We start from the raw sequence: 26,633 nt of genomic DNA on the forward strand, positions 1-26,633 counted from the left end.
GATGAAGGTATGTATGAGGAGGAAACAAAGATGAAAGTAGCTATTGCATCTGACCACGGCGGTATAAATTTACGACAGGAAATTATCTCTTTAATGGAAGAATTAAATATTGAATATGTGGATTTAGGGTGTGAATGCTCAGCATCTGTCGATTATCCGGATTATGCACTTCCCGTTGCTCAAAAAGTGGCGAGCCAAGAAGTAAGTCGAGGCATTCTTATTTGCGGAACAGGCATCGGTATGAGCATAGCAGCTAATAAAGTAAAGGGAATTCGCTGCGCTCTAGTGCATGATACGTTTAGTGCAAAAGCCACAAGAGAACATAATGATAGCAACATTTTAGCAATGGGTGAACGCGTCATTGGGCCGGGACTTGCACGTGAAATTGCGAAAATTTGGTTAACGACAGAATTTGAAGGCGGGCGACATGAAAATCGCGTGAATAAAATTAAACAGTATGAGCAGCAAAGTGATGCAACAGTAACGGCATAATGTGAACGTATTCAATGGAAGAAAGGAAGAAAAACGTGTCTGAACTTACGAAATGGAAAGAGCAGTTGGAAACAGTTTTATCTGATTTTTCAGCACAAGTGCAGTTATCTTCAGAACATACACTTGTCATTGGATGCAGTACAAGCGAGGTAATTGGTGAAAAAATAGGAACCGCAGGCGCAATGGAAGTTGCAGAAATGATCTTTGATACACTAGCAGATTTTCGAAAAAAAACGGGTGTCCACTTAGCATTTCAATGCTGTGAACATCTTAATCGAGCACTGGTAGTAGAAAGAGAATTAGCTCGTAAAGAACGCTTAGAAATCGTTAGTGTTGTTCCTATTCATAAAGCAGGTGGAGCAATGGCTACACAGGCCTATGGCCAGCTTAAAGATCCTGTTTTAGTAGAGTTTATTAAAGCTGATGCTGGGATTGATATTGGAGATACATTCATTGGTATGCATTTAAAGCATGTCGCAGTACCCGTTCGTTGTACGTTGAACGCAGTTGGACACGCTTATGTTACTTTAGCAAAGACGCGTCCAAAACTAATCGGTGGAATGAGAGCGTTTTACGAACTTTCGTAATTAAATATATTAAAATAATACACATTTTTTCTTTTTTATTCTAAATAAATCATGTTACAATGTAGTTGAATTAACAAATAACGAACATTGCGAATACGAAACGAGGAGAGGATTTTGATGGAGAAACAACTAATGCAACAAGATCCAGCAGTTTATAATGCGATCAAGGATGAATTACAAAGACAACGTACTAAGATTGAGCTAATTGCTTCAGAAAACTTTGTAACAACAGCGGTAATGGAAGCACAAGGTTCAGTTTTAACAAATAAATATGCTGAAGGCTATCCAGCTAAACGTTACTACGGTGGTTGTGAACACGTGGATGTAGTAGAAGACTTAGCTCGTGATCGTGCAAAAGAAATTTTCGGAGCAGAGCACGTGAACGTTCAACCTCACTCAGGTGCACAAGCAAACATGGCTGTATACTTCACTGTTTTAGAGGCTGGAGACACAGTACTTGGTATGAATTTATCGCACGGCGGTCACTTAACGCACGGAAGTCCTGTTAACTTTAGTGGTGTTCAGTACAATTTCATCGAATATGGTGTAGATCGCGAAACACATCGCATTAACTACGATGACGTATTAGAAAAAGCTCGTACACACAAACCAAAATTAATTGTGGCTGGTGCAAGCGCATATCCACGCGCAATCGACTTCAAGCGTTTCCGTGAAATCGCTGATGAAGTAGGCGCTTATTTAATGGTAGACATGGCTCATATTGCTGGTCTAGTAGCTGCAGGACTTCATCAAAATCCTGTGCCACATGCTCATTTCGTTACAACTACAACACATAAAACACTACGCGGACCACGCGGCGGTATGATTTTATGTAAAGAAGAATTTGCGAAAAAGATTGATAAGTCGATCTTCCCTGGTATTCAAGGTGGTCCATTGATGCACGTTATCGCTGCAAAAGCAGTAGCATTTGGTGAAGCATTACAAGATGAGTTTAAGCACTATGCTCAAAATATCATCGACAATGCTAATCGTTTAGCAGAAGGATTAAAGAAAGAAGGATTTGCTCTTGTATCTGAAGGAACAGACAATCACCTTGTGTTAATCGACGTAAGCTCAATGAATTTGACAGGTAAAGTAGCTGAAAAAGCGCTTGATGATGTAGGTATTACAACAAACAAAAATACAATTCCTTATGATGAGCAAAGCCCATTTGTAACAAGCGGTATCCGTATTGGTACAGCTGCGGTTACAACTCGCGGATTTGGCTTAGAAGAGATGGATGAAATTGCTTCTATCATCGGATTAACGCTTAAAAATATTGAAGATGAAGAAAAGTTAGCTGAAGCTAAAACACGTGTTGAAGCTTTAACAAGCAAGTTTGAAATGTATAAATCACTTTAAGAGAGACAGGCCTTTGTGCCTGTTTTTTTATGGAGAAAGTGGTAGCAATCCAATCATTTTTTGAATAATGCTTGAACTCAAAAACTTTTTTCTGTAAAATGAATGCAATGTATAAATTTAATTAGCAAGAGATATGTTTTTACTAGTACGTACCATTCAATTCGTTGAATGGTATTTTAATGTGTACATCTTTATATATAAGGAGAGATATCAATGGGCAAAGTATACGTATTTGATCACCCGCTTATTCAACACAAATTAACTTACATACGCGATGTAAAAACGGGAACGAAAGAGTTTCGTGAATTAGTTGATGAAGTGGCAAGCTTAATGGCTTTTGAAGCAACACGTGATTTACCGCTAGAAGATGTTGAAATTGAAACACCGGTTTGCAAAACAAAGTCAAAAGTTATTGCAGGGAAAAAGCTTGGTATCGTTCCAATTCTTCGTGCTGGTATCGGCATGGTAGATGGATTTTTAAAACTAATGCCAGCTGCTAAAGTTGGACACGTTGGCTTATATCGTGATCCAGAAACATTACAGCCTGTTGAATATTATGTAAAGCTACCTAATGATGTAGAAGAGCGTGACTTTATTGTAGTAGATCCTATGCTTGCAACAGGAGGGTCAGCTGTAGAAGCAATCAACTCTCTGAAAAAAAGAGGCGCTAAAAACATTAAATTTATGTGTTTAATTGCTGCTCCTGAAGGCGTGGAAATTGTAAAAGAAGCACACCCTGACGTAGATATTTACATTGCAGCATTAGATGAAAAATTAAATGACCATGGATATATTGTTCCAGGTTTAGGTGATGCAGGGGATCGTTTATTCGGTACAAAATAATTTGTAGATTTGGGTGATGAACATGAAGCAGCCAATTAAAGTAATGACGATATTCGGGACAAGACCAGAAGCAATTAAAATGGCTCCTCTAGTATTAGAGCTTAAAAAGCGACCAGAAGAGTTCGAAGCAATTGTTACAGTAACGGCTCAGCACCGTGAAATGTTAGACCAAGTATTGAGCATCTTTGACATTCAGCCTGACTATGACCTGAACATTATGAAGGATCGCCAAACCCTTATGGACGTAACGACCAGAGGATTACAAGGCTTGGACGACGTAATGAAAAAAGTAAAGCCGGACATGGTACTTGTACACGGTGATACAACTACGACGTTTATTGCTGGGCTAGCAGCTTTTTATAATCAGATTCAGGTCGGGCATGTTGAAGCAGGTTTGCGCACATGGAATAAATATTCTCCATACCCGGAAGAAATGAACCGTCAGCTTACAGGTGTTCTCGCTGATTTGCACTTTGCTCCAACAGATAAGTCTGCAGCTAATTTGCAAGCAGAGAACAAAAAAGAAGAGCGAATCTTTGTGACTGGAAATACAGCTATCGATGCGTTAAAAACAACAGTAAAAGAGACATATGAGCATGAAGTGTTAACGAAATTGGGAGATGATCGTCTTATTTTGTTAACGGCACATCGCCGCGAAAATTTAGGCGAACCAATGAAAAATATGTTCCGTGCTGTTAAGCGTATTGTAGATGAACATGAAGATGTGCAAGTTGTGTATCCTGTTCATTTGAATCCAGTAGTTAGAGAAACAGCAAACGATATCTTAGGAAATGACCCGCGCATTCATTTAATTGAACCGTTAGATGTAATTGACTTCCATAACTTCGCTGAGCGCGCTCATATTATTTTGACAGATTCGGGCGGTGTTCAAGAAGAAGCTCCTTCATTAGGCGTACCTGTATTGGTACTTCGCGATACAACAGAGCGCCCGGAAGGAATTGAAGCAGGAACGCTCAAACTAGCAGGCACGGAAGAAGAAACGATTTATACGCTAGCAAAAGAGCTGTTAATAGATGAAGGCGTATATAAGCAAATGTCACAAGCATCGAATCCTTACGGAGACGGCTTAGCTTCTAAACGCATTTGTGATGCTATTAGCTACTATTTCAACCGCCGTGAAAACAGACCGGAAGCTTTTAATCCGCTTTCGTAAGATTTCTAAACACCTTTCACATGAAAAGCGTCTCTTTGAGACACGATAGTGTGAGAGGTGTTTTTTTATGTGGATTAAATGGTTAATGATTAGCTTTATATTTGGGAGTGGGGGAGGGCAAATGTCGCTCAATCCGACATTTCCTTCTATAAAACAAGAAATGAATCATCAGGAAAAATCAATCATTGTGATGATTAAAAAAGAAAAATTCACGAACTTTAAAAGTCAGCTACAAAAAAATTATCCTAATATAAAGATTAAGAGCGAATTTCACACGGTGTTTACAGGACTTTCATTAAACGGCTCCATCTCGGATTTGGAAAAACTATCTCAGAATCCATCTATTATTAGTTCACATTCTATTAAAAACTATCAGGTTACAGAAGAAAATAGCGTAACGTTCATTGGCTCAGAACAGGTAAGAGGCTTGTTTGATACTCACAATCAGCGCTTAACAGGAAAAGGGATCAAAGTAGGCGTTATCGATACGGGGGTTGATTATTCTCATCCTGATTTAAAACAAACCTACAGAGGGGGTTACGATGTAATAGATGAAGATTATGAGCCGATGGAAACCACTCGTGAGCAAGGAGAACCGACTCTGCACGGTACTCATGTAGCTGGTATTATTGCAGCGAATGGGAATATTACAGGCGTAGCACCCCAAGCGGAAATCTATGCATACCGAGCTCTTGGACCTGGAGGAGCTGGAACGTCTGAAAGTGTTATTCTAGCTATTGAAAAAGCAATTCAAGATGATGTAGATATTATTAATTTATCATTAGGAAATGATGTGAATGGCCCTGATTTACCAACAAGCTTAGCGTTAGATCGAGCTGTTGAAAAAGGAATTGTAACGGTTACATCTAGCGGCAATTCAGGTCCAGGTTTATGGACGGTGGGCTCTCCGGGTACAGCGGGAAAAGCTATTTCCGTTGGCGCTTCTGTTTCTCCGACAACAGTTCAATTTCTAACAATTGGATTTAACAAAGAAAAAATTATGATGGCGCCAGTAGAAGGGTCTCGTCCATGGACGTTTAATCAAACGCTGCGTGTAATAAATGAAGAAGATTCCAAAGAGCAAAAGCATGCGTCGGGTAACGTCATTTTGCTAAAAGCAGAAGGAAATGCGGTTCAAAAAAAGATTAAACAAGCTGAACAGGCGGGAGCAAAAGCGGTTATTTTATATAGCCCGACAGAAAAAAGCATAGTCAGTAAACTAAAAGAGTCAGTAAATATTCCCGTGATATGGGTAAGTAAAAAAAGCGGTGACACCATTAGCCAACACATTCAGTCTCAACAACCGTACTTACGCACTGGGCAGCAAGTGGTGCAAGACTTGCTCACATCTTTCAGTTCAAGAGGGCCTGTAACGACTACTTGGGGAATCAAACCAGACGTCGTCGCACCAGGTTACTTCATTAATAGTACAGTTCCTGGAGGATATGAACGCATGCATGGCACAAGTATGGCTGCGCCCCATGTAGCTGGAGCGTGTGCGCTGATTTTACAAGCTCACCCGAACTGGTCTCCTGAACAAGTCAAAGCTTCATTGATGAACACCAGTAAAGTAATGCAGCAGCTAAACGGTCAAACGTATCGCGTATATGAACAAGGAGCGGGAAGAATTCAAATAGCAAAAGCCGTCACAGCAGAATCTTTGTTTTATCCATCTTCTTTATCTTTTGGTATTTTTACGCGTCCATCAAAGAAAGTTTTATCTTTTAAAATTGATAACCAGTCTGATAAAGCAAAAACGTATCGCTTAAACGTTCCAAAAAGGGATGAAGGAGTGAACTGGGATGTTCCATTACCCGTCACGGTGCCACCCCGTCAGACAAAAGAGATAGCTGTTACTTTATCGGTGCAGCCCCGTTTTAAAAATAAAGGTATATATGACGGATATTTGGAAATAAATGATTCACGTGAAACATTTTCGCTTCCCTATATGTACATGATTAGCATTCCAGATTATCCTCGTGTCATGGGATTGCAAGTAGCAGCGGAAAAAGAGAAAAATACGTATAGCTATGAACTGTTTTTGCCTGAAGGAGCAGATCAGTTAGGCGTCGCTCTTTTTGATAAGCAGTCTTTACAGTTTGTATCGTATTTAGATGTTGACGTGGATGTAGAAAGAGGCATGAGAAAACGAAAAATAACGATTGATGAATCGCTTGTACCAGGAGTGTACCAAATATTTGCATTTGTGAAAAAGCATAGACAAGAGCAGGTTGTACACAGTACAATAACGATTGAATGAACCTCTTTAAATGTTTTCATTTGAAGAGGTTTTATGTGTGGCAGAAATGTGAACAATAAGAAGAGATTGTGAAGTTTTTAGCTTAAACACATTGACATTAAATATACGCTATTGTATGCTTACAGGGAATATAAATGATAAGGTTTTCAACCTGTGAAAACCGTTGATATTTCTGCGTATTTTATTAGCTGTTTTTACCTTTTTTAGCAATTTTTTTTGCCTTTCTATCATATATTGAGCTATGAAAACGATAGAGAATTCGGAAAAAAGAAAATTTTGCAAAAGGGGTATGAGCTTATGAAAGATCGCAACCGTCATCCTTTGCAAGCGATGGCATTAGTGTCAATCATTCTATCACAGTTAGCAGGTTCAGTCTTAATTGGCTTATTCTCTGGAAGATGGGCTGATCAATGGCTTGACACCGAACCACTATTTTTGATTTTAGGCCTTCTTTCAGGGCTAGCAGCAGGTGTTTTTATGATGCTGCGGACAGTCCACCATTTTTTTTCAGGAGATTAATAATTCATGCAGGATTTGCAGCACGTTTTTCCAAGACTTCGTTCATACATATTGTATTTGTTAGCATTATACGTTCTCGGCTGGGAATTTACAAGTTATAAGGCTGTTTTTGCAGGTTTAATTTTAGGAACCGCCCTGAGTTTGTATAATTTGTGGAACTTAGTAAGAAAGTTTGAGCAGTTTGGACAGGCGTTGGATGAGGGGAAAAAGCCCCGTTCAATTGGGACTGTTGTAAGATTTGCAACAGCTGCTCTCGCAGTTGTGATTACCATCTCTTATCCAAAAACCTTTCATATTATTAGTGTAGTTGTGGGATTAATGACGTATTATGTTGTCATTATCATAGATTTAGTTGTTCAAAATATGCGTAGAAGATAGAAAGAGAGGTGAACACAGTTGGGTCATGAATCACCAACTATAGAGTTTCTAGGCCTTACTTTTAGTCAAAGTAACTTGCTTATGGTTACCGTAGCTTCTGTTATTGTATTCTTAATTGCAGTTTTATGTACTCGTACTCTTGCTATGAAGCCAAGCGGTGCACAAAACTTTATTGAATGGGTCTTAGATTTTGTTAAAGGACTCGTTAATAGCAATATGGATTGGAAAACAGGTGGCCGCTTTTTGACGCTAGGTGTAACTTTACTTATGTACATTTTTGTGTCAAATATGTTGGGTCTTCCATTCGCCATCGTGATTGACCATAACTTATGGTGGAAATCGCCAACCGCTGATCCAGCAATTACGCTGACGTTAGCCGTTATGGTAGTTGTACTATCACATTATTATGGTATTAAAATGCGAGGTTTCTCTGCATACACGAAAGATTACTTCAAGCCAATGGCATTTTTATTCCCGCTTAAGATTATCGAGGAGTTTGCCAATACGTTAACGCTTGGCCTTCGTCTTTACGGTAATATTTATGCTGGGGAAATTTTGTTAAGCTTGCTAGCTGGTTTAGCAACAACAGGCTTCCTAGGTACAATTGGAGCTGCTATCCCAATGCTTTTATGGCAAGGATTCAGTATTTTTGTAGGCGCAATTCAGGCCTTCATTTTCACAATGTTAACGATGGTTTATTTATCTCACAAAGTGAGTAGCGACCATTAATTTATAAAGCTTTGTTCAAGTAATACCCAATTTGGACAAAACAAAACTTAGTTAAACAAAATCATATATATTAAGGGAGGACTTTATAAAATGGGTTTAATAGCATCTGCAATTGCGATTGGTTTAGCGGCACTAGGTGCTGGTATTGGTAACGGTCTTATCGTTTCTAAGACGATTGAAGGCACAGCTCGCCAACCAGAAGCACGTGGTACATTAACTTCAATGATGTTCGTTGGGGTTGCCTTAGTTGAGGCGCTTCCAATTATCGCCGTAGTTATTGCATTCATGGTACAAGGTAAATAATAATGTGTTACATGTGGCGAAGATCATTCAAAAGAACCTTCGCCATTACTTTATGTCTTTAAGAAGTAAATTATATATGTGGAGTCTCTGAAGGGAGTGAACATGGCCGTGTCGAACATGTTTGTGTTAGGAGCAGCAGGCATTAATGGTGGAGATATTCTTTTCCAATTAGTGATGTTCCTTATCCTACTTGCGTTACTTCAAAAATTCGCGTTTGGTCCTGTAATGGGAATCATGAAAAAACGTGAAGAGCATATTGCCGGTGAGATTGATGAAGCAGAAAAGCAAAATGAGGAAGCGAAGAAGCTTGTTGAAGAGCAGCGTGAAATCTTAAAGCAATCTCGTCAAGAAGTGCAAGTAATGATGGAAAACGCTAGAAAGTCTGCAGAAGATAAAAAAGAAGAAATCATTGCAGCAGCACGCGAAGAGTCTGAGCGTCTAAAAGCTGCAGCAAAACAAGAAATCGAACAGCAAAAAGATCAAGCAGTTGCTGCGTTACGTGAGCAAGTTGCTTCATTATCTGTTTTAATTGCGTCGAAAGTTATTGAAAAAGAACTTTCTGAACAAGATCAAGAGAAGTTAATTCATGAATATATCCAAGAAGTAGGGGATGTACGATGAGTCAACCAGCTGTAGCCAAGCGCTATGCACTAGCTCTTTTTCAATTAGCAACAGAAAAACAGATGATCGATGAAATGCAAGAACAGCTACAAATCGTTGAAGAGGTGTTTGCTAAAACACCTGAATTAATGGATGTATTAACTCATCCAAAAATTACAATTGAGCGAAAAAAACAGTTTGTAAGTGAGGCATTTGCTGAACTTTCACCAACTGTTCAACATACGGTTCTTCTATTATTAGAGCGTCACCGCATTCAAATTGTTAGCCAAATGGTGCAAGAGTATCGTTTCCTAGCGAACGAAGTACGTGGCGTGGCAGACGCAACTGTTTATTCTGTCAAACCTTTAAGCGCAGATGAGAAACGAGCAATCTCGCAATCATTTGCTTCAAAAGTTGGAAAACATACGTTAAATATTTCAAATGTAGTAGATAAAAGCCTAATCGGCGGCGTGAAGCTTCGCATTGGTAATCGTATCTATGATGGCAGCATTAGCAGCAAATTAGAAACGATCCACCGAGGACTTCTTGCACACAGATCGTAGATAGGGGTGAAATTCATGAGCATCAAAGCTGAAGAAATTAGTGCGCTGATCAAGCAGCAAATTGAAAACTATCAGTCTGAGATTAAAGTGAGTGATGTAGGTACTGTTATCCAAGTTGGGGATGGTATCGCACGTGCTCATGGCCTCGACAATGTCATGGCTGGAGAACTGGTTGAATTTTCAAATGGTGTCATGGGAATGGCACAAAACTTAGAAGAAAACAATGTAGGTATCATTATTTTAGGACCATATACAGAAATTCGTGAAGGTGACGAAGTTCGCCGTACAGGACGCATCATGGAAGTTCCAGTAGGGGAGCAGTTAATCGGTCGTGTTGTTAACTCATTAGGTCAGCCAGTAGACGGCTTAGGCCCGGTAGAAACAACAAAAACACGTCCAATTGAAGGTGCTGCACCTGGCGTTATGGATCGTAAATCAGTACATGAGCCGCTTCAAACAGGTATCAAGGCGATTGACGCACTTGTGCCGATCGGCCGTGGACAGCGTGAGTTAATTATCGGTGACCGTCAAACGGGTAAAACATCGGTAGCAATCGATACAATCTTAAACCAAAAAGATCAAGATATGGTATGTATCTATGTAGCGATTGGCCAAAAAGAATCAACAGTTCGTAACGTAGTAGAGACATTACGTAAACACGGTGCTCTAGATTACACAATCGTTGTAACAGCATCAGCTTCACAACCAGCTCCACTATTATTCTTAGCACCATACGCTGGAGTAACAATGGGTGAAGAGTTTATGTATAACGGTAAGCACGTACTTGTTATTTACGATGACTTAACAAAACAAGCATCAGCTTATCGTGAACTTTCATTACTATTACGCCGTCCTCCAGGTCGTGAAGCGTATCCAGGGGATGTATTCTATCTGCACTCTCGTTTATTAGAGCGTGCGGCAAAGTTATCGGACGCAAAAGGTGGAGGTTCATTAACAGCTCTTCCATTTATTGAAACGCAAGCAGGAGACGTATCTGCTTATATCCCAACGAACGTAATTTCGATTACAGACGGACAAATTTTCTTACAGTCAGATCTATTCTTCTCAGGCGTACGTCCTGCGATTAATGCTGGTCTTTCTGTATCACGTGTAGGGGGATCTGCACAAATTAAAGCGATGAAAAAGGTAGCAGGTACACTGCGTCTAGACCTTGCATCTTATCGTGAGCTTGAATCGTTTGCTCAGTTCGGTTCTGATCTTGACCAAGCAACTCAAGCAAAATTAAATCGAGGAGCGCGTACAGTTGAAATCTTAAAACAAGGTTTACACAAACCGCTTCGCGTAGAAAAACAAGTAGCTGTGCTTTACGCATTAACAAAAGGCTTCTTAGATGATGTTCCAGTATCAGATATTACACGCTTTGAAGACGAGTACTTAACATGGTTAGAATCAAACCGTAAAGAAGTACTTGAATCAATCCGTACAACTGGTGGCCTTCCTGAAGCTGGCGTATTCGAATCAGCACTTGAAGAATTCAAGAAAACATTTATTGCATCTGAATAATATATTGTCAGCATGGTATGTTAAGACAATCTTTCAATAAGGTGAAGGTGAACATTTGTTCACCTTTCATACCACGTGATCTTCTAAAACAAGGTGGTGAAACCTTTGGCATCATTACGTGATATACAAACTCGAATCACATCGACGAAAAAAACGAGCCAGATTACGAAAGCAATGGAAATGGTTTCAGCTGCAAAGCTGAATAGAGCGGAACAAAATGCAAAATCGTTTGTTCCATATATGGAAAAAATTCAAGAGGTAGTCTCAAGTGTAGCCCTAGGCAGCAGAGGCGCTTCACATCCAATGTTAACTGCGCGCAGCGTGAAGAAGACTGGTTATATCGTAATCACTTCAGATCGCGGTCTAGCAGGAGCATATAACAGTAATATTTTGCGAAAAGTATCTCAAGCTATTGAAGAACGCCATCAATCACCTGATGAATACGGTGTGATTGCAATTGGACGAGTAGGGAGAGATTTCTTCGTAAAACGCGGTATTCCGGTTTTGCTTGAAATCACAGGCTTAGCAGATCAGCCAGCTTTTGCTGACATTCAAGGAATTGCTTCACAAACAGTTCAAATGTTTGCGGACGGTACGTTTGATGAACTTTACTTATACTATAATCACTTTATCAATACGATTTCACAAGAAGTGACGGAGAAGAAGCTATTGCCTCTAACAGATCTTCAACCTTCTGGTAAACTTGTTGGTTATGAATTTGAACCATCACAAGAAGAGATTTTAGAAGTATTACTTCCTCAGTATGCAGAGAGTTTAATTTACGGCGGCCTGCTTGATGGAAAAGCAAGTGAGCATGCTGCTCGTATGACAGCGATGAAAAGTGCAACAGACAATGCAAAAGATCTTATCAATAATCTTACATTGTCATATAACCGTGCGCGTCAAGCGGCAATTACCCAGGAAATTACGGAAATTGTTGGCGGAGCGGCAGCGTTAGAATAGAAAGTTTAATGGAAAAGCAAGTTAGGAGGGAACACGATGACAAAAGGACGCGTTACTCAAATCATGGGTCCAGTTGTAGACGTAAAGTTTGACAACGGACACCTTCCGGCAATTTATAACGCCCTTAAAATTTCACATAAACCGAGCAGTGCAAGTGAAGTTGCAATCGAATTAACATTAGAAGTTGCGATTCACTTAGGTGATAACACAGTTCGTACAGTAGCAATGTCATCCACTGACGGCTTAGTTCGTGGATTAGAAGTAGAAGATACAGGTGCAGCAATCTCAGTACCAGTTGGTGACGTTACGTTAGGTCGTGTATTTAACGTATTAGGTGAAAAAATCGACTTAGACGCCCCAATCGATGCAGGTGCACGTCGTGATCCGATCCACCGTCAAGCACCAAAGTTCGAAAATCTATCTACACAAGCTGAAATTCTTGAAACAGGTATTAAAGTAGTAGACTTATTAGCTCCTTACATTAAAGGTGGAAAAATCGGTCTATTCGGTGGTGCCGGTGTAGGTAAAACAGTATTAATTCAAGAGTTAATCAATAACATTGCTCAAGAGCACGGCGGTATTTCGGTATTCGCTGGTGTAGGTGAGCGTACGCGAGAAGGTAATGACTTATACCATGAAATGACAGACTCTGGTGTTATTAAGAAGACGGCTATGGTATTTGGACAAATGAATGAGCCGCCTGGTGCACGTCAGCGTGTTGCATTAACAGGATTAACAATGGCAGAATACTTCCGTGACGAACAAGGTCAAGACGTATTATTCTTTATCGATAATATCTTCCGTTTCACACAAGCGGGTTCAGAAGTATCAGCATTACTTGGCCGTATGCCATCAGCAGTAGGTTATCAGCCAACATTAGCGACAGAAATGGGTCAGCTTCAAGAGCGTATCACGTCAACAAGCGTAGGTTCTGTAACATCGATTCAAGCGATTTACGTACCAGCCGATGACTATACGGATCCAGCTCCAGCGACAACATTTGCTCACTTAGATGCAACAACAAACTTAGAGCGTAAATTATCAGAGATGGGTATTTACCCTGCGGTAGATCCATTAGCATCTACATCTCGCGCTTTATCTCCTGAAATTGTTGGAGAAGAGCACTATGCAATTGCGCGTCAAGTTCAACAAACGTTACAGCGTTATAAAGAGTTACAAGATATCATTGCAATCCTAGGTATGGATGAGTTATCTGATGAAGATAAACTCGTTGTACAACGTGCTCGTCGCGTTCAATTCTTCTTGTCTCAAAACTTCCACGTAGCAGAACAATTTACAGGTCAAAAAGGTTCTTATGTTCCTGTAAAAGAAACTGTTAAAGGATTTAAAGAGATCTTGGAAGGTAAATACGATCATTTACCTGAAGATGCGTTCCGTTTAGTTGGTCGCATTGAAGAAGTTATTGAAAATGCGAAACGTATGGGAGTAGAAGTTTAATTTAAGGGACATAGGAGGTTTTTTAAATGAAGACAATCCATGTCAGTGTAGTGACTCCTGATGGCCCAGTTTACGAATCAGAAGTGGAAATGGTAAGTACCCGAGCACAGAGCGGTGAGCTTGGTATTTTACATGGCCATATTCCGATGGTTGCTCCTTTACAAATTGGAGCCGTCCGCTTGAAGAAAGCAAGCAGTACAGAACTTGTGGCTGTTAGCGGAGGATTTCTTGAAGTAAGACCTGACAAAGTAACAATTCTTGCACAGGCTGCTGAAACAGCTGAAGCGATTGACGTAGCTCGTGCAGAAGAAGCGAAAAAGCGCGCTGAAATGCGCCTTGATAGCAAACAAGACGACGTTGATGTTAAGCGTGCTGAAATTGCCTTAAAACGGGCAGTCAATCGTTTAGATATTAGTCAACGTAAGTTCTAAAAAAAGCCCTCTCAAACGAATGAGAGGGCTTTTTTGCTCTATTATATAAAAGAGGAAGAGCAAATAGCATTCGTCTATGATTATATATTCCATTTAACTAAGCGTATCCGTCTTCTTTATTTTTCTTAATAATGGAAAAGGATCTTAAAATAGGGAATAAAATAAATGTTTTTCATGTTACCGTTTACGAATTTGCATAAGTGTGCTTTAATATGAAAAGAAGAGACGATGATCGTCTCTTCTTTTCATATGGTGTTTAAAAGGAGTGCTTTTATTGTTTGGAGGAATTGAGCAGCAAACGTTACTAACCATGATTTCACATTTGATTTTTATTGTGATTACTTGGTATGCTTTGCAAGGCTTTCAAATTGAAAAGCTGATGAAACCTAATCATGTGTTTCAAGCAAAATTAATGCTTATTTTATTGACCATTACTATTTCATCAACAGTAAGTAATTTCTTTTTGGATTATTTATTTTGGTCACAGCGCATTCCCTCATTTTTTCAATGATTGGCAGGCTATGAGTCTATGATAAAATAGACGTTCATTCGTTGAAGATATACGAATTTATACGCTAATGTATGTCGCTATGTCTAAATATGACGACCCTTTTCATGTATGTATCATCGCCTTCTGGAAAGACTGATGAGTACGGAGAGGGAGTGGCGAAATGTTTAAAAAAATTAGTGTCTTTTTGGCTATTTTCATTACTGGCTTATTCGTATATCATGGAAGTTATGTGAGCAATGCCCAAAACAATGAAACTACTATTGAGAAGATTGTTCACACCTTAAATAAGCAGCATGTTTCGTTAACTGAAGTATCGTTGTATGCAAGAGAAGAAGTAAAAGCTGTTACTGACCAAAAAACCTTTTATTCGCAAGCTGAAAGTATTAAAAGTAATTTTAGAGGTTTTAAATGGGAAGTGAAGAGGGAAAGAGACCTATGGAAAGCAATAGGTACACGCAAAAGTGAAGATGTGAACGAAGTCATTCTGTTAACTTATGCGATCGATGAACACAGCAATGCGTACATATCGTATCATGTAACGGGACAAGGTTTAAAAGAAAAAAATATGACCCATTTTCAAAATGTATTTCAGACAAATTATGAAAAAATTTTCCTGTCAGAACCCATAATTTTCTCTTGTGCAACAGGGGAAATCAATGATAAGATGGAAAGTGTTTTGTCTGTTGAAATTCAAGACCTATTACGAGCTTTCAATGCTAAACCAGTGGAATCTCTAGTGGAAGAGTCATTTACCTCTGTTTCAGCATATACTGGACTGTGGAAAGAAGCTCTTCAAACGAAAAAGCAGGAAATGAACTTACAAATTGCATTACGCAAGACAAGAATGGGCGGTCAAACAACCATAGTTGTTGGCACACCTATCATTACGTCTGAATATTAATATAGAGAAAATGGACGCGGAGGGGAATACCTTGGAAAAAATCATCGTCCGCGGTGGAAATAGATTAAGCGGTACAGTTAAAGTTGAAGGAGCAAAAAACGCCGTTTTACCTATTATCACTGCAACCTTATTAGCTAGTGAAGGAAAAACAATTCTAAATGATGTACCAGCTCTCTCCGATGTATTTACGATTGGCGAAGTTTTAAGACATCTGAATGCAGAAGTAGATTTTGAAACAAATCGTGTAGTTGTAGATGCATCAAGAGAGTTAAAAACAGATGCACCTTTTGAATATGTAAGAAAAATGCGCGCTTCAGTACTTGTAATGGGTCCTTTATTGGCGCGTATGGGTGAGGCTCGTGTAGCTTTACCTGGTGGATGTGCGATTGGATCAAGACCGATTGATCAGCACCTTAAAGGCTTTGAAGCAATGGGTGCTAAAGTTCAAGTAGGAAATGGTTTTATTGATGCAAAAGTTGAAGGAAGACTAAAAGGTGCTAAAATTTATTTAGACTTCCCAAGTGTAGGTGCCACAGAAAATATTATGATGGCAGCAGCATTAGCGGAAGGCACTACAATTATGGAAAACGTAGCAAAAGAACCTGAAATTGTCGACTTAGCAAACTTCTTAAACGCAATGGGCGCTAAAGTTCGCGGTGCAGGAACTGGTACGATCCGTATTGAAGGTGTTAATAAATTATATGGTGCAGAACATGCAATTATTCCAGATCGTATCGAAGCTGGAACATTCATGGTAGCAGCAGCTATTACAGGTGGAAACGTACTTGTACGCGGTGCAGTAGCAGAGCACATCAGTTCACTTGTTGCTAAAATGGAAGAAATGGGTGTTGAAATTACTGAAGAAGGCGACGGCTTACGTGTTGTAGGACCTGAAAAGCTAAAATCAGTAGATATTAAAACAATGCCTCATCCAGGGTTCCCTACGGATATGCAATCTCAAATGATGGCATTATTATTAGCAGCAGAAGGCACAAGTATGATTACAGAAACAGTTTTTGAAAACCGCTTTATGCACGTAGAAGAGTTTCGCCGCATGAACGCTGATATTAAAATTGAAGGACGCTCTGTTATTATTAACGGACCTTCTCAACTACAAGGCGCTGAAGTAGCAGCAACAGATCTTCGTGCAGCAGCAGCGTTAACATTAGCAGGACTTGTAGCAGACGGTTATACGCGTGTAACGGAATTAAAACACCTTGATCGTGGTTATGTAAATTTCCACAATAAATTAGCCGCTTTAGGCGCTGATATTGAACGTGTAAATGACGAAACAAAGCAGGTAGAACAAACTCAACAGGCTTCAGACGTCAAGTAAATATGTCATAAAAAAGCATCTCATAGCGAGATGCTTTTTTTGTCGTTGGACGACCCTTATGGCCGGTTTGCTGTCATAAAAGGTTGTCCACCTCCATACATATGGAATATAGGGATATAGGTGTTCCTTGTCAAAATAATAGATATGGAGGCTAGGCGTTCATGAAACAAGCAAAGCCAATCGTCGTACTAGGAGTCATCTTTTTTTTCGTTGTGTTACTCATCCCAACACTTCTCGTTGTTCCTTTTACTGAAAAGACAGATGGAAAGCTACATGAAAATGTCAAACAGACCCCAAAAACCGAAAAACTACAAAAAGTGACAGCGTCTCCTCTTGATGTCAGTGTTTATCGTACGGAAACGAAAAAAGTAGAAAAACTGCCGCTCGAAGACTATCTTGTAGGGGTAGTAGCAGCTGAAATGCCTGCTACTTTTGAACTTGAAGCACTTAAGGCTCAAAGTTTGGCAGCCAGAACCTATATTGTGCAAACTATGATGAATGGAAATAGTCATCTTCCCCAAGGAGCGGATGTGACTGATACCGTAGAGTACCAAGTATATTTAAATAAAGATGAGCTAAGAAGCCGATGGAACAAAGACTATGATTGGAAAATCAAAAAAATTCAAGAAGCAGTGAAGGACACCCAAGGTCAAATTCTTACGTATAAAAATAAGCCAATTAATGCTACGTTCTTTTCTACCAGCAATGGTTACACTGAAAATTCAGAAGCGTATTGGAAGAATTCCATTCCTTATCTAAAAAGTGTAGCTAGTCCATGGGATAAAAAGTCTCCTGAATTTACAAATCAGAAAGTAATGTCTGTTGCTAGCTTTGAACAGAGGCTTGGAGTGAAATTAACAAACAGTGGATCAGTAGGTGAAATCGTCTCTAGAACGCCGGGGCAGCGCGTAGATTACGTAAAGATAAACGGTAAAGAACTGTCGGGAAAAGATGTTCGGGAAAAACTGGATTTATCGTCAGCCGACTTTCATTGGACAAAAAAAGGGAATGAAATTATCATCAATACAAAAGGATATGGACATGGTATTGGGATGAGTCAGTACGGAGCAAATGGTATGGCACTGGAAGGAAAAACGTATAAAGATATTGTTACTCATTATTATACAGGTGTTGCGATTACTCCTAACGATCAGTTTGTTGCACAATTGACAGCTAAACGCTAATTCAACGACCCTTATAGCAGGGTCTTTTTTATGTTTTTCACTTTTTTAAATAAAATGTATATTTTAGATTCATCTGTTGAAAAATAATCGAAAAAAATTTTTTATCGCTGTGTATATATTCATTCAATTGTGTTCAGACTGATTGCTGAGGTGATGATATATGAGAGAGGAAGAAAAGAAACGTACTTCTCCAAAATCGAAAGTTCAAAAATTAGTTAGAAAGCGTTGGGTGTTCCCGGCTATCTATTTAGCGAGTGCAGCAATTATTCTTACAGCAGTCCTTTGGTTTCAAGCTAATGGAAATGATATTAGCAAAGAAGACAAAAGCGGCTATAGCCAAGACGGTACGGCTTATCGAGACGACGCTGTAGAGGTAAATGCTTCGCTTGAAAATTTAAAAATGCCAGTTGCTAGTGAAGCATCAGCTATCGTGAAAAAGCCTTTCTACGACGATCAAGCATCTGAAAAACAACAAGAAGAAGCACTAGTTTTCTACAACAATACGTATCATCCAAACACAGGTGTTGATTTAGCTGTTAAGGGAGATAAATCATTTGATGTTGTAGCAGCAGCTAGCGGTACAGTAACAAAAGCAACAAAAGATCCTTTACTAGGTTATGTAGTAGAAATTGATCACAAAGATGGTTTAGTAACACAGTATCAATCTCTTGAGAAAGCTGATGTAGAAGTAGGAGATATTGTTAAACAAGGCCAAACGATCGCAAAAGCTGGAAAAAGCTTATATAATCAAGAAGCAAAAACACATGTGCACTTTGAAGTTCGTAAAGATGGTGTAGCAATTAATCCAAGCAGTTATTTTGGAAAATCGGTTAGTTCTATCAAAGAAGTCAAAGCAGCTGAAGTGACAGAACCAAAAGACGACTCTTCTTCTGAAGAATCAAAGGATAGCGAAAAATCATCTGATGAAAAGACTAAAGAAGATAAAGATTCAAAACAACCTTCAACAGATACGTCTAAACCAAATGCATAAAGCAAGACCATAAATACGAAAAGAAGCTGGATAAAACCGAGCTTCTTTTTTTATGAATTTTTCTAAAATGAGATGCATTATGTTAAAAAAGTAAATAAAAAACACTAAATTTTCAAAAAAATATAAGAAATCACTTGTCCTTACTGACTTTTCTAGCATATATCTGCACACAAGCTAATAAACTGTTACAAACCTATAAAGAGAATGTTAGAAAAGGGATAATATATACATTCCCTTGGATACTTCTCATATCCAATTTGGGGAGGGCGAGTAGTGTGCACGATTACATCAAAGAGAGAACTATCAAGATTGGAAAGTATATTGTAGAAACAAAGAAAACAGTTCGTGTAATTGCGAAAGAATTTGGCGTTTCGAAAAGTACTGTCCATAAAGATTTAACAGAGCGTCTACCAGAAATAAATCCTGAGTTAGCAAATGAAGTAAAAGAAATTCTTGATTACCATAAATCTATTCGGCATTTGCGTGGAGGAGAAGCAACAAAATTAAAGTACAAAAAAGAAGAAGAAACTGTAAAGTAAAAGAATGCCCGATATTGCCTTTTTTATAGAGGTAGTATAGGGCATTTTAATTTTTGGATAAAATAGGTATATAATAAATATTTTTGCTAATAACAACATACATATACAAATTGTGATAAAATAGTAAATTAGGAAAAAAGAATGGTTATCATGCAAAGATATGTAAATAGAAGGAGGATTTAAGGTATGTTAGCAAAAGACATTGGTATCGATTTAGGTACAGCTAACGTCTTAATTCACGTTAAAGGCAAAGGAATTGTGTTAAATGAACCGTCTGTTGTGGCGATTGATAAAAATACAAATAGAGTGCTAGCAGTAGGGGAAGAAGCGAGACGTATGGTAGGAAGAACGCCCAGTAATATTATTGCCATTCGTCCATTAAAAGATGGCGTTATCGCTGACTTCGAAATTACCGAGTCTATGCTCAAACACTTTATTAATAAATTAAATGTAAAAGGTTTTTTATCCAAGCCTCGTATTTTAATTTGTTGTCCAACAAATATTACCTCTGTTGAACAAAAAGCAATTCGCGAAGCTGCTGAAAAAAGCGGTGGAAAAACCATTTACTTGGAAGAAGAACCAAAAGTCGCGGCTATTGGCGCTGGAATGGATATCTTTCAGCCGAGCGGAAACATGGTCGTAGATATTGGTGGAGGTACAACCGATGTGGCTGTCCTTTCAATGGGCGATATTGTAACAGCAGCTTCTATTAAGATGGCTGGTGATCGTTTTGATGCGGAAATTTTGCAGTACATTAAACAAAAATATAAGCTCTTAATTGGAGAGCGTACAGCAGAAGAAATTAAAGTGAAAATTGGCACAGTGTTTCCTAAAGCTCGTAATGAAGAGCTGGACATTCGAGGGCGAGACATGGTTTCAGGCTTACCTCGTACGGTTACTGTTTATTCTGAGGAAGTAGAGGAGGCACTTAGAGAGTCTGTCAGCGTCATTGTACAAGCTTCGAAAAGTGTATTAGAGCGTACACCTCCCGAACTTTCTGCCGATATTATAGACAGAGGCGTTATTTTAACTGGCGGTGGAGCATTGCTTCACGGTATGGATCAGCTGTTAGCGGAAGAATTAAAGGTGCCTGTGCTAATTGCAGAAAATCCAATGGGTTGTGTAGCTGTTGGAACAGGTATTATGCTTGATAATATTGATAAACTATCTCGTCGCAATATTGTTTAAATAAATGAAGACTCCTCTATTGGCTCGTTTCATACAGAGGAGTCTCTTCTTTTATTTATTATACTCTGTCAGCCGGCTATAACGAACAACGTTTACTTGTAAGGAGGATGAAGTATGTTTAAAGGGTTTTACACGGCAGCAGGGGGTATGCTGTCTCAGCAGCGTCAAACTGACTTATTAACGAATAACATAGCAAATGCTAATACGCCAGGATTTAAAGCAGATCAAGGTACGTTAAAGGCATTTCCTGATATGTTACTGCAGCGAATGGAATCTGAAGATTTACCCACTGACCGTAACATCTCTGTTCAGAACAAAAAAGACATAGGTACAATTAATACGGGTGTGTATATGCAAGAAACAGTTCCAAATTTTACACAAGGTGATCTTCAGCAAACGTCTCAATCAACTGATATTGCATTGATGGAGCAAAATATGCCTACAAAAGAGGGCGGCCTATTTTTTGTGGTACAAAGCCCTAATAATACGCCTCAATATACAAGAAACAGTAATTTTACATTAGATCAAGAAGGGTTTTTAACTACGTCTACGGGAGCTTATGTATTAAATACAAATAATCAGCCAATTCAACTGAAAAGTGAAAACTTTACAGTTGATTCACAGGGTAACGTAACGGAAAATAATCAGCAGATTGCACAAATCGGTATTGCTTATTCTAGTGATTTACAAACGATTAAAAAGGCAGGGAATGGATTGTATGAAACGTTGAACAATCAGTCCTTGCCTTCAGCAAGAAATAATCCAGGCATTTCTTATCAGTTAAAGCAAGGATTTGTTGAACGTTCCAATGTAGATGCTGCTCAAAGTATGACGGATTTACTAACAGCTTACAGAGCTTTTGAAGCAAATCAAAAAATAATGCAAGCTTACGATAGAAGCATGGATAAAGCGGCAAATGAAATTGGACGTGTGCGCTAAAAGCAACAGGGGAGATGAAGAGAATGAACCGTACAATGATAACAGCGGCTAATACAATGGGGCAGCTACAGCAGCAGCTTGATGTCATCAGTCACAATTTATCTAATACAAATACGACAGGATATAAATCGAGAGACGCTTCATTTAACGATATGCTGTATCAACAAGTAAATAATCAAGTAGACCAGGGAACAGAAAAGCGGCTTACACCGTCTGGAATTCGACAAGGTTCAGGAGCTTATCTAGACCAAACACGCTTAAATATGACGCAAGGTGCTTTTGAAAATACAGACAAACCATTAGATGTAGCTGCATCAAATCCAAACGTTTATTTTCAAGTTGCCGTAAACGATTCCGAACAGCCTGTACAATATACGCGAGATGGTTCATTTCACCTTAGGCCTGAAGGCCCCAACAATGTTAAATTAGTAAACGGTTCTGGCCAGGATGTGCTGGGGGAAAATGGTCAAGCTATTATTTTCAGTAACGCATTTAAAGATATACAGATTGATGGAAGTGGAACGATAACGGTTACTACGAATACGGGCGTTGACCAGTTTACCCTTGGGTTAACAAATGTCCAAAAGCCGCAGGAGCTAGAAGCTAAAGGAGAAAATCTATTTGCTTTTCCAGCTGGGATGAACCAACCGAATATGTTTACAGATCTGACTGGAAAAGCTCGAGAAACAGCAGGCGTAGATCAAGGGAAATTGGAACAGTCAAATGTAGATTTGAGCAAAGAACTCACTGATATGTCCATTGCCCAACGTGCGTATCAGTTTAATTCCCGCTCTATTTCAATTGCAGACCAAATGATGGGCTTGGTGAATGGAATCAGAGCTTAAGCAAGTAGTTGCTTCTCAATTGAGCATTCTGTATATTGATAATAGTATCGTATGTTACATGCGGTTTGAAAGGAGACTTATTTATGCTTGATATTGAACAAATTAAAGAAATTATTCCACACCGATATCCATTTTTATTGGTCGATCGTATTTTAGAAGTGGAAGAGGGAAAGAAAGCAGTTGGTTTAAAAAACGTATCTGCCAATGAAGAATTTTTTAACGGGCATTTCCCTGACTATCCTGTGATGCCAGGGGTTTTAATTGTAGAAGCTTTGGCTCAGGTAGGAGCAGTAGCTATGCTAAAAAAAGAGGAAAATCAAGGACGTTTAGCATTTTTTGCAGGCATTGACAACTGCCGTTTCAAAAAGCAAGTAAGACCTGGTGATCAACTGCGTTTAGAGGTTGAAATTGTACGTGCGCGTGGATCTATTGGCAAAGGAAAAGGTATCGCAACTGTAGATGGAGAGTTAGTCTGCGAAACAGATATTATGTTTGCTTTAGGCGATAAAAAAGAATAGTACATAAGAGCTGCTGATGCAGCTTTTTTTATTGGCGCTGCAAAGCAGAAAAAAGTTTCTTTAATAAAGGTATAATATCCGTTAGCAACTCTTTTTGAAGAGTTGGTGACAGAGATGAAAATTGTAAGAGCACATGTTTTAATAAGGGCTGTTTATCTATGAGGGTTAAAATGGTATTTTCCTGTGAATCCGATTCACGTTTTCTTGTTAAGTAAAGAAGTTGGAAGTCATGTAAATAATCTTGTTTATAAGAGGAAGGCTCAATAAGTTGGTCTAGCGTAATTTGAAAACAATTACATAGAGATAGAAAATCAAAAATGGAAGGCGTTTGTTTCGAACATTCCCATTTTGAAATAGTTGTACGAGAAACATTCAACTGATTTGCTAATTCTTCTTGTGAAAATCCTCCTTTTAGTCTGAAATGTTTAATTCTTTCTCCAAAATCTTTCATATGCATCACCTGATTTCGTAAAGATAAGTATATGTCTTATTGTTCGAATGTAGTTCATGTTCTTTGTAACATGCTTAATTTGCACAATATGAAACATATACACTTTACTTTCTGCAATAGAGGGAATAAAACCTGTTTTTATTTCTTTTTTTTCTCTAAAAAGATTCATTTTTCTGCATGGATATAAAAAAAAGAACAAAAATAGAGGTTTTTATAGTAAAAAAATCCTATTTTTTGTTCGGTATATTGAAAAAAATGGTTGAATAACGGGGAAAAATGCATTAATATACGAATTACAAAGAAAAAGGAGTGAAAAAATGACAAATTTTTATTTGAAAAGGCAAGGTGCTCGCATAAGAGATAATCGCTTCAAACGTTCTAGTCATGCACATTTATTTTTAGGAAAAAAAGAAAGGTACCTCTCCAGTGAGTTCTCTTTTCTTTACCCTTCTCATGGACCAACGAAAAAGACCTCAAACAATAATCCTCTCTTTTAAATCCAGACACCTTGAGATGACTTGACTTATTTTTTAGATGTACTTTTTACCGGTCTGTTTCGAAGCTGCAGTTTGAACTGTTGAAGTAAATCTTGACCTGATAACCCTTGGTTAATTAAATCCTCTAAGAGCATTTCAGCATAATGAAGTCTCCGTTCTTTTAAAACACCTTTCATCAACAAACTAATACGATTTTCACCAATTGAAGTAATGGAAGCCACGGTAGCTATAAAGGTAGCTGGATCATTTGTTTCTTTCGTAATTTTAGCTTCTACCGTCACTTTTTGTTTATCTTTCAACAAAACATGAAATTCATCGTACCATTTCTTATCGATAACTGCTTCTAAAATCCAGTTATTTTCGCCGTCTTCTTTATTAATAATAAGGCCATTAGTTAGTGAGACAGACTGACGCTTTTCTTGATTATCAACCAATTGAAATGACACAAGTTTAAATGTTTTCATTGATGTTTCCTCCTTTACGTAAATAGTAGGTTATCCATATTATAACATGAATGAGCTTAAAGATTCCCATTATTCAATCAGTTGGAGTGGTAGACTATGATTAACCATATTGTTCTTGTAGGAAGACTGACAAAAAAGCCGGAGCTTCGATATACCCATGAAGGGATTGCCGTATCTACTATTACGTTAGCAATTAATCGAACGTTTCGAAATGTTGAAGGTGAATATGATGCTGATTTTGTCAACATTACTCTGTGGAGAAAAAATGCAGAAAATACAGCTGCTTACTGTGATAAAGGAGCGGTTGTAGGCGTGGTAGGGCGTGTACAAACGCGCACATTTGAAAATAATCTTCAGCAACGAGTATATATGACCGACGTTGTGGCTGATGCGGTTAAATTTTTAAGTGGAAAGCCATCTGATTCTTCTTCATTTGGTTCAAATCAACAAGAAGAATAAAGTGATCTAGTATGAAAGGGGGTGATTAGTTCAGCTAAGGTTTTAATTCCCCTTATCTATCATAATAGAAGATAGATCCTCCTTAAGAGCAAGGCTCTTTCTATATTCTCAAGAGAGAAAATTAAAGTATGCACTATCCCCGAATTATTCCTCTATTTCAGCCGTTAAATTATTTAACGGTTTTTTTAATGAAAAGATCCGAACGAGTTTGATTCTCCATCAAGAATCAAACTCATTCGGATCTTCCTTCAGCTAACATACTCTTGTCTCAGCTTCTATCAGTTATTTAGCAAACCTTTTTGCACCCAAGTAGCGCTTGCTCCAGTAGCTGTTATCTAAGCTTGCAATGGTTACACCGGTAGAAGATCCAGCATGAATAAATTGACGATTACCAAGGTAAATGCCCATATGTGTAGGGCCGCTAGAATATGTATTAAAAAACACTAGGTCACCAGGCTGTGGATTACTTACGGGTGTTGATACACTCCAATAACCAGCCGTCGTATAGCGCGTTGTAGAAATTTGTTGTTTCATTACGTAATAAATGAATCCGCTGCAGTCGAAACCAGAAGGAGTTGTGCCACCCCATTTGTAAGGAACACCCATATAACGTTTTGCATCTGAAATCATTTGCGATACATTTAATGTTCCGCTAGAAGTTGAAGATGTTGATGTACTTGGTTTTGTTGTTGGCGTAGTTGTTTGGGCGCTTTTTGATACCTTTAATTGTTGATTTACATAAATCGTATTAGACGTTAATCCATTTATTTGTTTTAATTCGCTCACGCTCATGTGAAATGCCGAAGCTATTTTAGACAGGCTATCTCCACGCTGAACTTTGTAAGTTCCGTTTGCATCCTTAGAAGGAGTTTCTGCTGGTTTACTCGTAGTTGGAGTCGATGCGCTGTTGCTTCCATTTACTTTTAACGTTTGGTTAATATAAATGATGTTGGAAGAAAGAGTGTTCAAACGTTTTAATTCTTCTACGCTCATATTAAAACGAGTAGCCACTTTCCAAAGGGTATCGCCGCTTTGAACTTTATAGGTTGAACCAGTAGCAGGAGCTGAAGGCTTTTCTTCCTTATTAGATGGTTGAGAGGTTGAAGCAGAAGGAATCGATAACGTTTGTCCTATGCGAATTGTATTTGAAGATAACTTATTTACGCTTTTTAAAGCTTCTATCGTTGTATGATATTTAGTAGATAACGACCAAAGTGTATCTCCAGCTTTCACTTGAACAGTTGAAGCAGATGCTTCAGCTGAAGCTTGATATAAGAATGTCCCGCCAACAATGGCGCCTAGAGATAAAGCGAGCTGCCTTTTTTTCATTAATAAATCCCCCTAATTATGTAAATGTTCCGTGTTTTTTTCCAATATGTCTATTAAATTACAAAAATATTATATGTATAAATATGCTGGAATTTAAAGAGAAAGTAAAGGGTCTTTTTCGCTATAAAAATACCTTTTTATTCAAAAAACGATATTTATCGCGTTTTTTGTATCTTTATCAGTAGTTGAAGAACGATTTACACTTATTTTTTTGTGTCGAATGATCTAATAAAAAAAGAGGACAAGTAAAAAAGTCCTCTTTTTGGTAACGGTGTAACACATTTTATAATTTTTC

General features: G+C 38.5%; 30 protein-coding genes. 27 read left to right on the forward strand and 3 right to left on the reverse strand.

Features of this window, described 5'->3' with window-relative positions:
* Positions 1–30: 30 nt before the first annotated feature.
* The 26 genes from rpiB (at position 31) to fabZ (ending at position 23,138) form a co-directional block, all read left to right on the forward strand.
* Positions 31–492 (forward strand): ribose 5-phosphate isomerase B, encoded by a 462-nt coding sequence (rpiB, locus tag ACRPLQ_RS20230; RefSeq protein ID WP_028411981.1) that lies wholly within the window; start codon positions 31–33, stop codon positions 490–492.
* Positions 493–527: 35 nt separating this feature from the next.
* On the forward strand, positions 528–1,079 hold the full coding sequence (locus ACRPLQ_RS20235; RefSeq protein WP_432236256.1) for a TIGR01440 family protein: 552 nt from the start codon (positions 528–530) through the stop codon (positions 1,077–1,079).
* Between the two features lie 117 nt (positions 1,080–1,196).
* Entirely contained in the window at positions 1,197–2,441 is a 1,245-nt protein-coding gene (gene glyA, locus ACRPLQ_RS20240) for a serine hydroxymethyltransferase (RefSeq protein ID WP_013059811.1), read from the forward strand.
* 213 nt (positions 2,442–2,654) lie between these two features.
* A complete protein-coding gene (gene upp / locus ACRPLQ_RS20245) occupies positions 2,655–3,284 on the forward strand; it encodes a uracil phosphoribosyltransferase (protein WP_013059810.1) in 630 nt (209 codons plus the stop codon).
* 22 nt (positions 3,285–3,306) lie between these two features.
* Positions 3,307–4,458 (forward strand): non-hydrolyzing UDP-N-acetylglucosamine 2-epimerase, encoded by a 1,152-nt coding sequence (gene wecB / locus ACRPLQ_RS20250; protein WP_063248427.1) that lies wholly within the window; start codon positions 3,307–3,309, stop codon positions 4,456–4,458.
* A 67-nt stretch (positions 4,459–4,525) separates the two neighbouring features.
* Entirely contained in the window at positions 4,526–6,718 is a 2,193-nt protein-coding gene (locus ACRPLQ_RS20255; RefSeq protein ID WP_165635063.1) for a S8 family serine peptidase, read from the forward strand.
* Positions 6,719–7,015: 297 nt separating this feature from the next.
* Complete coding sequence (locus ACRPLQ_RS20260; protein ID WP_013085464.1) at positions 7,016–7,237, forward strand: AtpZ/AtpI family protein; 222 nt, start codon at positions 7,016–7,018, stop codon at positions 7,235–7,237.
* A 6-nt stretch (positions 7,238–7,243) separates the two neighbouring features.
* Positions 7,244–7,615, forward strand: coding sequence for an ATP synthase subunit I (locus ACRPLQ_RS20265; protein ID WP_165635062.1), 372 nt, complete (start codon positions 7,244–7,246; stop codon positions 7,613–7,615).
* Between the two features lie 18 nt (positions 7,616–7,633).
* Positions 7,634–8,344, forward strand: coding sequence for a F0F1 ATP synthase subunit A (gene atpB / locus ACRPLQ_RS20270; protein ID WP_013059805.1), 711 nt, complete (start codon positions 7,634–7,636; stop codon positions 8,342–8,344).
* Between the two features lie 90 nt (positions 8,345–8,434).
* Complete coding sequence (gene atpE / locus ACRPLQ_RS20275; protein WP_013059804.1) at positions 8,435–8,647, forward strand: F0F1 ATP synthase subunit C; 213 nt, start codon at positions 8,435–8,437, stop codon at positions 8,645–8,647.
* A 102-nt stretch (positions 8,648–8,749) separates the two neighbouring features.
* Positions 8,750–9,268: a F0F1 ATP synthase subunit B gene (locus tag ACRPLQ_RS20280; RefSeq protein WP_013085463.1), complete on the forward strand. Its 519-nt coding sequence runs from the start codon at positions 8,750–8,752 to the stop codon at positions 9,266–9,268.
* Positions 9,265–9,810 carry a F0F1 ATP synthase subunit delta gene (locus ACRPLQ_RS20285; protein WP_176344908.1) on the forward strand — a complete coding sequence of 182 codons (546 nt, stop codon included), beginning with the start codon at positions 9,265–9,267 and terminating at the stop codon, positions 9,808–9,810. Before ACRPLQ_RS20280 ends, ACRPLQ_RS20285 begins: the two co-directional genes overlap by 4 nt.
* Positions 9,811–9,825: 15 nt before the next feature.
* Positions 9,826–11,334 carry a F0F1 ATP synthase subunit alpha gene (atpA, locus tag ACRPLQ_RS20290; RefSeq protein ID WP_013085461.1) on the forward strand — a complete coding sequence of 503 codons (1,509 nt, stop codon included), beginning with the start codon at positions 9,826–9,828 and terminating at the stop codon, positions 11,332–11,334.
* Between the two features lie 105 nt (positions 11,335–11,439).
* The gene (locus ACRPLQ_RS20295; RefSeq protein ID WP_013059800.1) at positions 11,440–12,297 is read left to right on the forward strand and encodes a F0F1 ATP synthase subunit gamma; all 858 of its coding nucleotides are present in this window, start codon (positions 11,440–11,442) and stop codon (positions 12,295–12,297) included.
* A 36-nt stretch (positions 12,298–12,333) separates the two neighbouring features.
* Complete coding sequence (gene atpD, locus ACRPLQ_RS20300) at positions 12,334–13,755, forward strand: F0F1 ATP synthase subunit beta (RefSeq protein ID WP_013059799.1); 1,422 nt, start codon at positions 12,334–12,336, stop codon at positions 13,753–13,755.
* Between the two features lie 26 nt (positions 13,756–13,781).
* The gene (locus ACRPLQ_RS20305) at positions 13,782–14,186 is read left to right on the forward strand and encodes a F0F1 ATP synthase subunit epsilon (protein ID WP_028411988.1); all 405 of its coding nucleotides are present in this window, start codon (positions 13,782–13,784) and stop codon (positions 14,184–14,186) included.
* Between the two features lie 274 nt (positions 14,187–14,460).
* Positions 14,461–14,697 (forward strand): DUF1146 family protein, encoded by a 237-nt coding sequence (locus ACRPLQ_RS20310; protein WP_013059797.1) that lies wholly within the window; start codon positions 14,461–14,463, stop codon positions 14,695–14,697.
* A 160-nt stretch (positions 14,698–14,857) separates the two neighbouring features.
* Positions 14,858–15,598: a YwmB family TATA-box binding protein gene (locus ACRPLQ_RS20315; protein WP_028411989.1), complete on the forward strand. Its 741-nt coding sequence runs from the start codon at positions 14,858–14,860 to the stop codon at positions 15,596–15,598.
* Positions 15,599–15,629: 31 nt separating this feature from the next.
* Positions 15,630–16,934: a UDP-N-acetylglucosamine 1-carboxyvinyltransferase gene (gene murA, locus ACRPLQ_RS20320; RefSeq protein ID WP_028411990.1), complete on the forward strand. Its 1,305-nt coding sequence runs from the start codon at positions 15,630–15,632 to the stop codon at positions 16,932–16,934.
* Between the two features lie 161 nt (positions 16,935–17,095).
* Positions 17,096–18,118, forward strand: coding sequence for a stage II sporulation protein D (spoIID, locus tag ACRPLQ_RS20325; protein WP_028411991.1), 1,023 nt, complete (start codon positions 17,096–17,098; stop codon positions 18,116–18,118).
* 160 nt (positions 18,119–18,278) lie between these two features.
* On the forward strand, positions 18,279–19,109 hold the full coding sequence (locus tag ACRPLQ_RS20330) for a M23 family metallopeptidase (RefSeq protein WP_028409695.1): 831 nt from the start codon (positions 18,279–18,281) through the stop codon (positions 19,107–19,109).
* A 275-nt stretch (positions 19,110–19,384) separates the two neighbouring features.
* Complete coding sequence (spoIIID, locus tag ACRPLQ_RS20335) at positions 19,385–19,648, forward strand: sporulation transcriptional regulator SpoIIID (RefSeq protein ID WP_013059792.1); 264 nt, start codon at positions 19,385–19,387, stop codon at positions 19,646–19,648.
* Positions 19,649–19,834: 186 nt separating this feature from the next.
* Positions 19,835–20,836: a rod shape-determining protein gene (locus ACRPLQ_RS20340; RefSeq protein WP_013059791.1), complete on the forward strand. Its 1,002-nt coding sequence runs from the start codon at positions 19,835–19,837 to the stop codon at positions 20,834–20,836.
* Positions 20,837–20,950: 114 nt separating this feature from the next.
* Positions 20,951–21,775 carry a flagellar hook-basal body protein gene (locus tag ACRPLQ_RS20345; RefSeq protein ID WP_098112247.1) on the forward strand — a complete coding sequence of 275 codons (825 nt, stop codon included), beginning with the start codon at positions 20,951–20,953 and terminating at the stop codon, positions 21,773–21,775.
* 23 nt (positions 21,776–21,798) lie between these two features.
* Complete coding sequence (locus ACRPLQ_RS20350) at positions 21,799–22,620, forward strand: flagellar hook-basal body protein (RefSeq protein WP_033580402.1); 822 nt, start codon at positions 21,799–21,801, stop codon at positions 22,618–22,620.
* Between the two features lie 83 nt (positions 22,621–22,703).
* Positions 22,704–23,138 carry a 3-hydroxyacyl-ACP dehydratase FabZ gene (fabZ, locus tag ACRPLQ_RS20355; protein WP_013059788.1) on the forward strand — a complete coding sequence of 145 codons (435 nt, stop codon included), beginning with the start codon at positions 22,704–22,706 and terminating at the stop codon, positions 23,136–23,138.
* Between the two features lie 28 nt (positions 23,139–23,166).
* Here the strand turns inward: fabZ and ACRPLQ_RS20360 are convergent, their stop codons facing one another.
* Together ACRPLQ_RS20360 and ACRPLQ_RS20365 are read right to left on the reverse strand one after the other, a co-directional pair.
* Entirely contained in the window at positions 23,167–23,589 is a 423-nt protein-coding gene (locus ACRPLQ_RS20360) for a helix-turn-helix domain-containing protein (RefSeq protein WP_028411995.1), read from the reverse strand.
* A gap of 523 nt (positions 23,590–24,112) precedes the next feature.
* Positions 24,113–24,550 carry a YwpF-like family protein gene (locus ACRPLQ_RS20365; RefSeq protein WP_048021732.1) on the reverse strand — a complete coding sequence of 146 codons (438 nt, stop codon included), beginning with the start codon at positions 24,548–24,550 and terminating at the stop codon, positions 24,113–24,115.
* Positions 24,551–24,646: 96 nt separating this feature from the next.
* Here ACRPLQ_RS20365 and ssb point away from each other — a divergent pair, with 96 nt between their 5' ends.
* Positions 24,647–25,009 carry a single-stranded DNA-binding protein gene (gene ssb, locus ACRPLQ_RS20370; RefSeq protein ID WP_028411997.1) on the forward strand — a complete coding sequence of 121 codons (363 nt, stop codon included), beginning with the start codon at positions 24,647–24,649 and terminating at the stop codon, positions 25,007–25,009.
* Between the two features lie 282 nt (positions 25,010–25,291).
* On the opposite strand, the gene ACRPLQ_RS20375 is transcribed toward ssb, so the two are convergent.
* The gene (locus ACRPLQ_RS20375; RefSeq protein WP_432236257.1) at positions 25,292–26,338 is read right to left on the reverse strand and encodes a LysM peptidoglycan-binding domain-containing protein; all 1,047 of its coding nucleotides are present in this window, start codon (positions 26,336–26,338) and stop codon (positions 25,292–25,294) included.
* Positions 26,339–26,633 lie beyond the last annotated feature (295 nt).

Origin of the sequence: Priestia sp. TRN 1309, assembly GCF_050846875.1 — a bacterium.
In the GTDB taxonomy this organism is placed as follows: Bacteria; Bacillota; Bacilli; order Bacillales; family Bacillaceae_H; genus Priestia; species Priestia zanthoxyli.

Coding starts and splice junctions, on each gene's coding strand:
- wecB (WP_063248427.1), top strand. CDS start 3,307: ATGAAGCAGCCAATTAAAGTAATGACGATATTCGGGACAAGACCAGAA.
- ACRPLQ_RS20340 (WP_013059791.1), top strand. CDS start 19,835: ATGTTAGCAAAAGACATTGGTATCGATTTAGGTACAGCTAACGTCTTA.
- ACRPLQ_RS20365 (WP_048021732.1), bottom strand. CDS start 24,550: ATGAAAACATTTAAACTTGTGTCATTTCAATTGGTTGATAATCAAGAA.
- spoIID (WP_028411991.1), top strand. CDS start 17,096: ATGAAACAAGCAAAGCCAATCGTCGTACTAGGAGTCATCTTTTTTTTC.
- upp (WP_013059810.1), top strand. CDS start 2,655: ATGGGCAAAGTATACGTATTTGATCACCCGCTTATTCAACACAAATTA.
- atpE (WP_013059804.1), top strand. CDS start 8,435: ATGGGTTTAATAGCATCTGCAATTGCGATTGGTTTAGCGGCACTAGGT.
- atpA (WP_013085461.1), top strand. CDS start 9,826: ATGAGCATCAAAGCTGAAGAAATTAGTGCGCTGATCAAGCAGCAAATT.
- ACRPLQ_RS20360 (WP_028411995.1), bottom strand. CDS start 23,589: ATGAAAGATTTTGGAGAAAGAATTAAACATTTCAGACTAAAAGGAGGA.
- ACRPLQ_RS20345 (WP_098112247.1), top strand. CDS start 20,951: ATGTTTAAAGGGTTTTACACGGCAGCAGGGGGTATGCTGTCTCAGCAG.
- ACRPLQ_RS20285 (WP_176344908.1), top strand. CDS start 9,265: ATGAGTCAACCAGCTGTAGCCAAGCGCTATGCACTAGCTCTTTTTCAA.
- ACRPLQ_RS20280 (WP_013085463.1), top strand. CDS start 8,750: ATGGCCGTGTCGAACATGTTTGTGTTAGGAGCAGCAGGCATTAATGGT.
- ACRPLQ_RS20330 (WP_028409695.1), top strand. CDS start 18,279: ATGAGAGAGGAAGAAAAGAAACGTACTTCTCCAAAATCGAAAGTTCAA.
- ACRPLQ_RS20260 (WP_013085464.1), top strand. CDS start 7,016: ATGAAAGATCGCAACCGTCATCCTTTGCAAGCGATGGCATTAGTGTCA.
- ACRPLQ_RS20350 (WP_033580402.1), top strand. CDS start 21,799: ATGAACCGTACAATGATAACAGCGGCTAATACAATGGGGCAGCTACAG.
- fabZ (WP_013059788.1), top strand. CDS start 22,704: ATGCTTGATATTGAACAAATTAAAGAAATTATTCCACACCGATATCCA.
- ssb (WP_028411997.1), top strand. CDS start 24,647: ATGATTAACCATATTGTTCTTGTAGGAAGACTGACAAAAAAGCCGGAG.
- ACRPLQ_RS20305 (WP_028411988.1), top strand. CDS start 13,782: ATGAAGACAATCCATGTCAGTGTAGTGACTCCTGATGGCCCAGTTTAC.
- ACRPLQ_RS20265 (WP_165635062.1), top strand. CDS start 7,244: ATGCAGGATTTGCAGCACGTTTTTCCAAGACTTCGTTCATACATATTG.
- rpiB (WP_028411981.1), top strand. CDS start 31: ATGAAAGTAGCTATTGCATCTGACCACGGCGGTATAAATTTACGACAG.
- glyA (WP_013059811.1), top strand. CDS start 1,197: ATGGAGAAACAACTAATGCAACAAGATCCAGCAGTTTATAATGCGATC.
- atpD (WP_013059799.1), top strand. CDS start 12,334: ATGACAAAAGGACGCGTTACTCAAATCATGGGTCCAGTTGTAGACGTA.
- ACRPLQ_RS20315 (WP_028411989.1), top strand. CDS start 14,858: ATGTTTAAAAAAATTAGTGTCTTTTTGGCTATTTTCATTACTGGCTTA.
- ACRPLQ_RS20375 (WP_432236257.1), bottom strand. CDS start 26,338: ATGAAAAAAAGGCAGCTCGCTTTATCTCTAGGCGCCATTGTTGGCGGG.
- ACRPLQ_RS20255 (WP_165635063.1), top strand. CDS start 4,526: ATGTGGATTAAATGGTTAATGATTAGCTTTATATTTGGGAGTGGGGGA.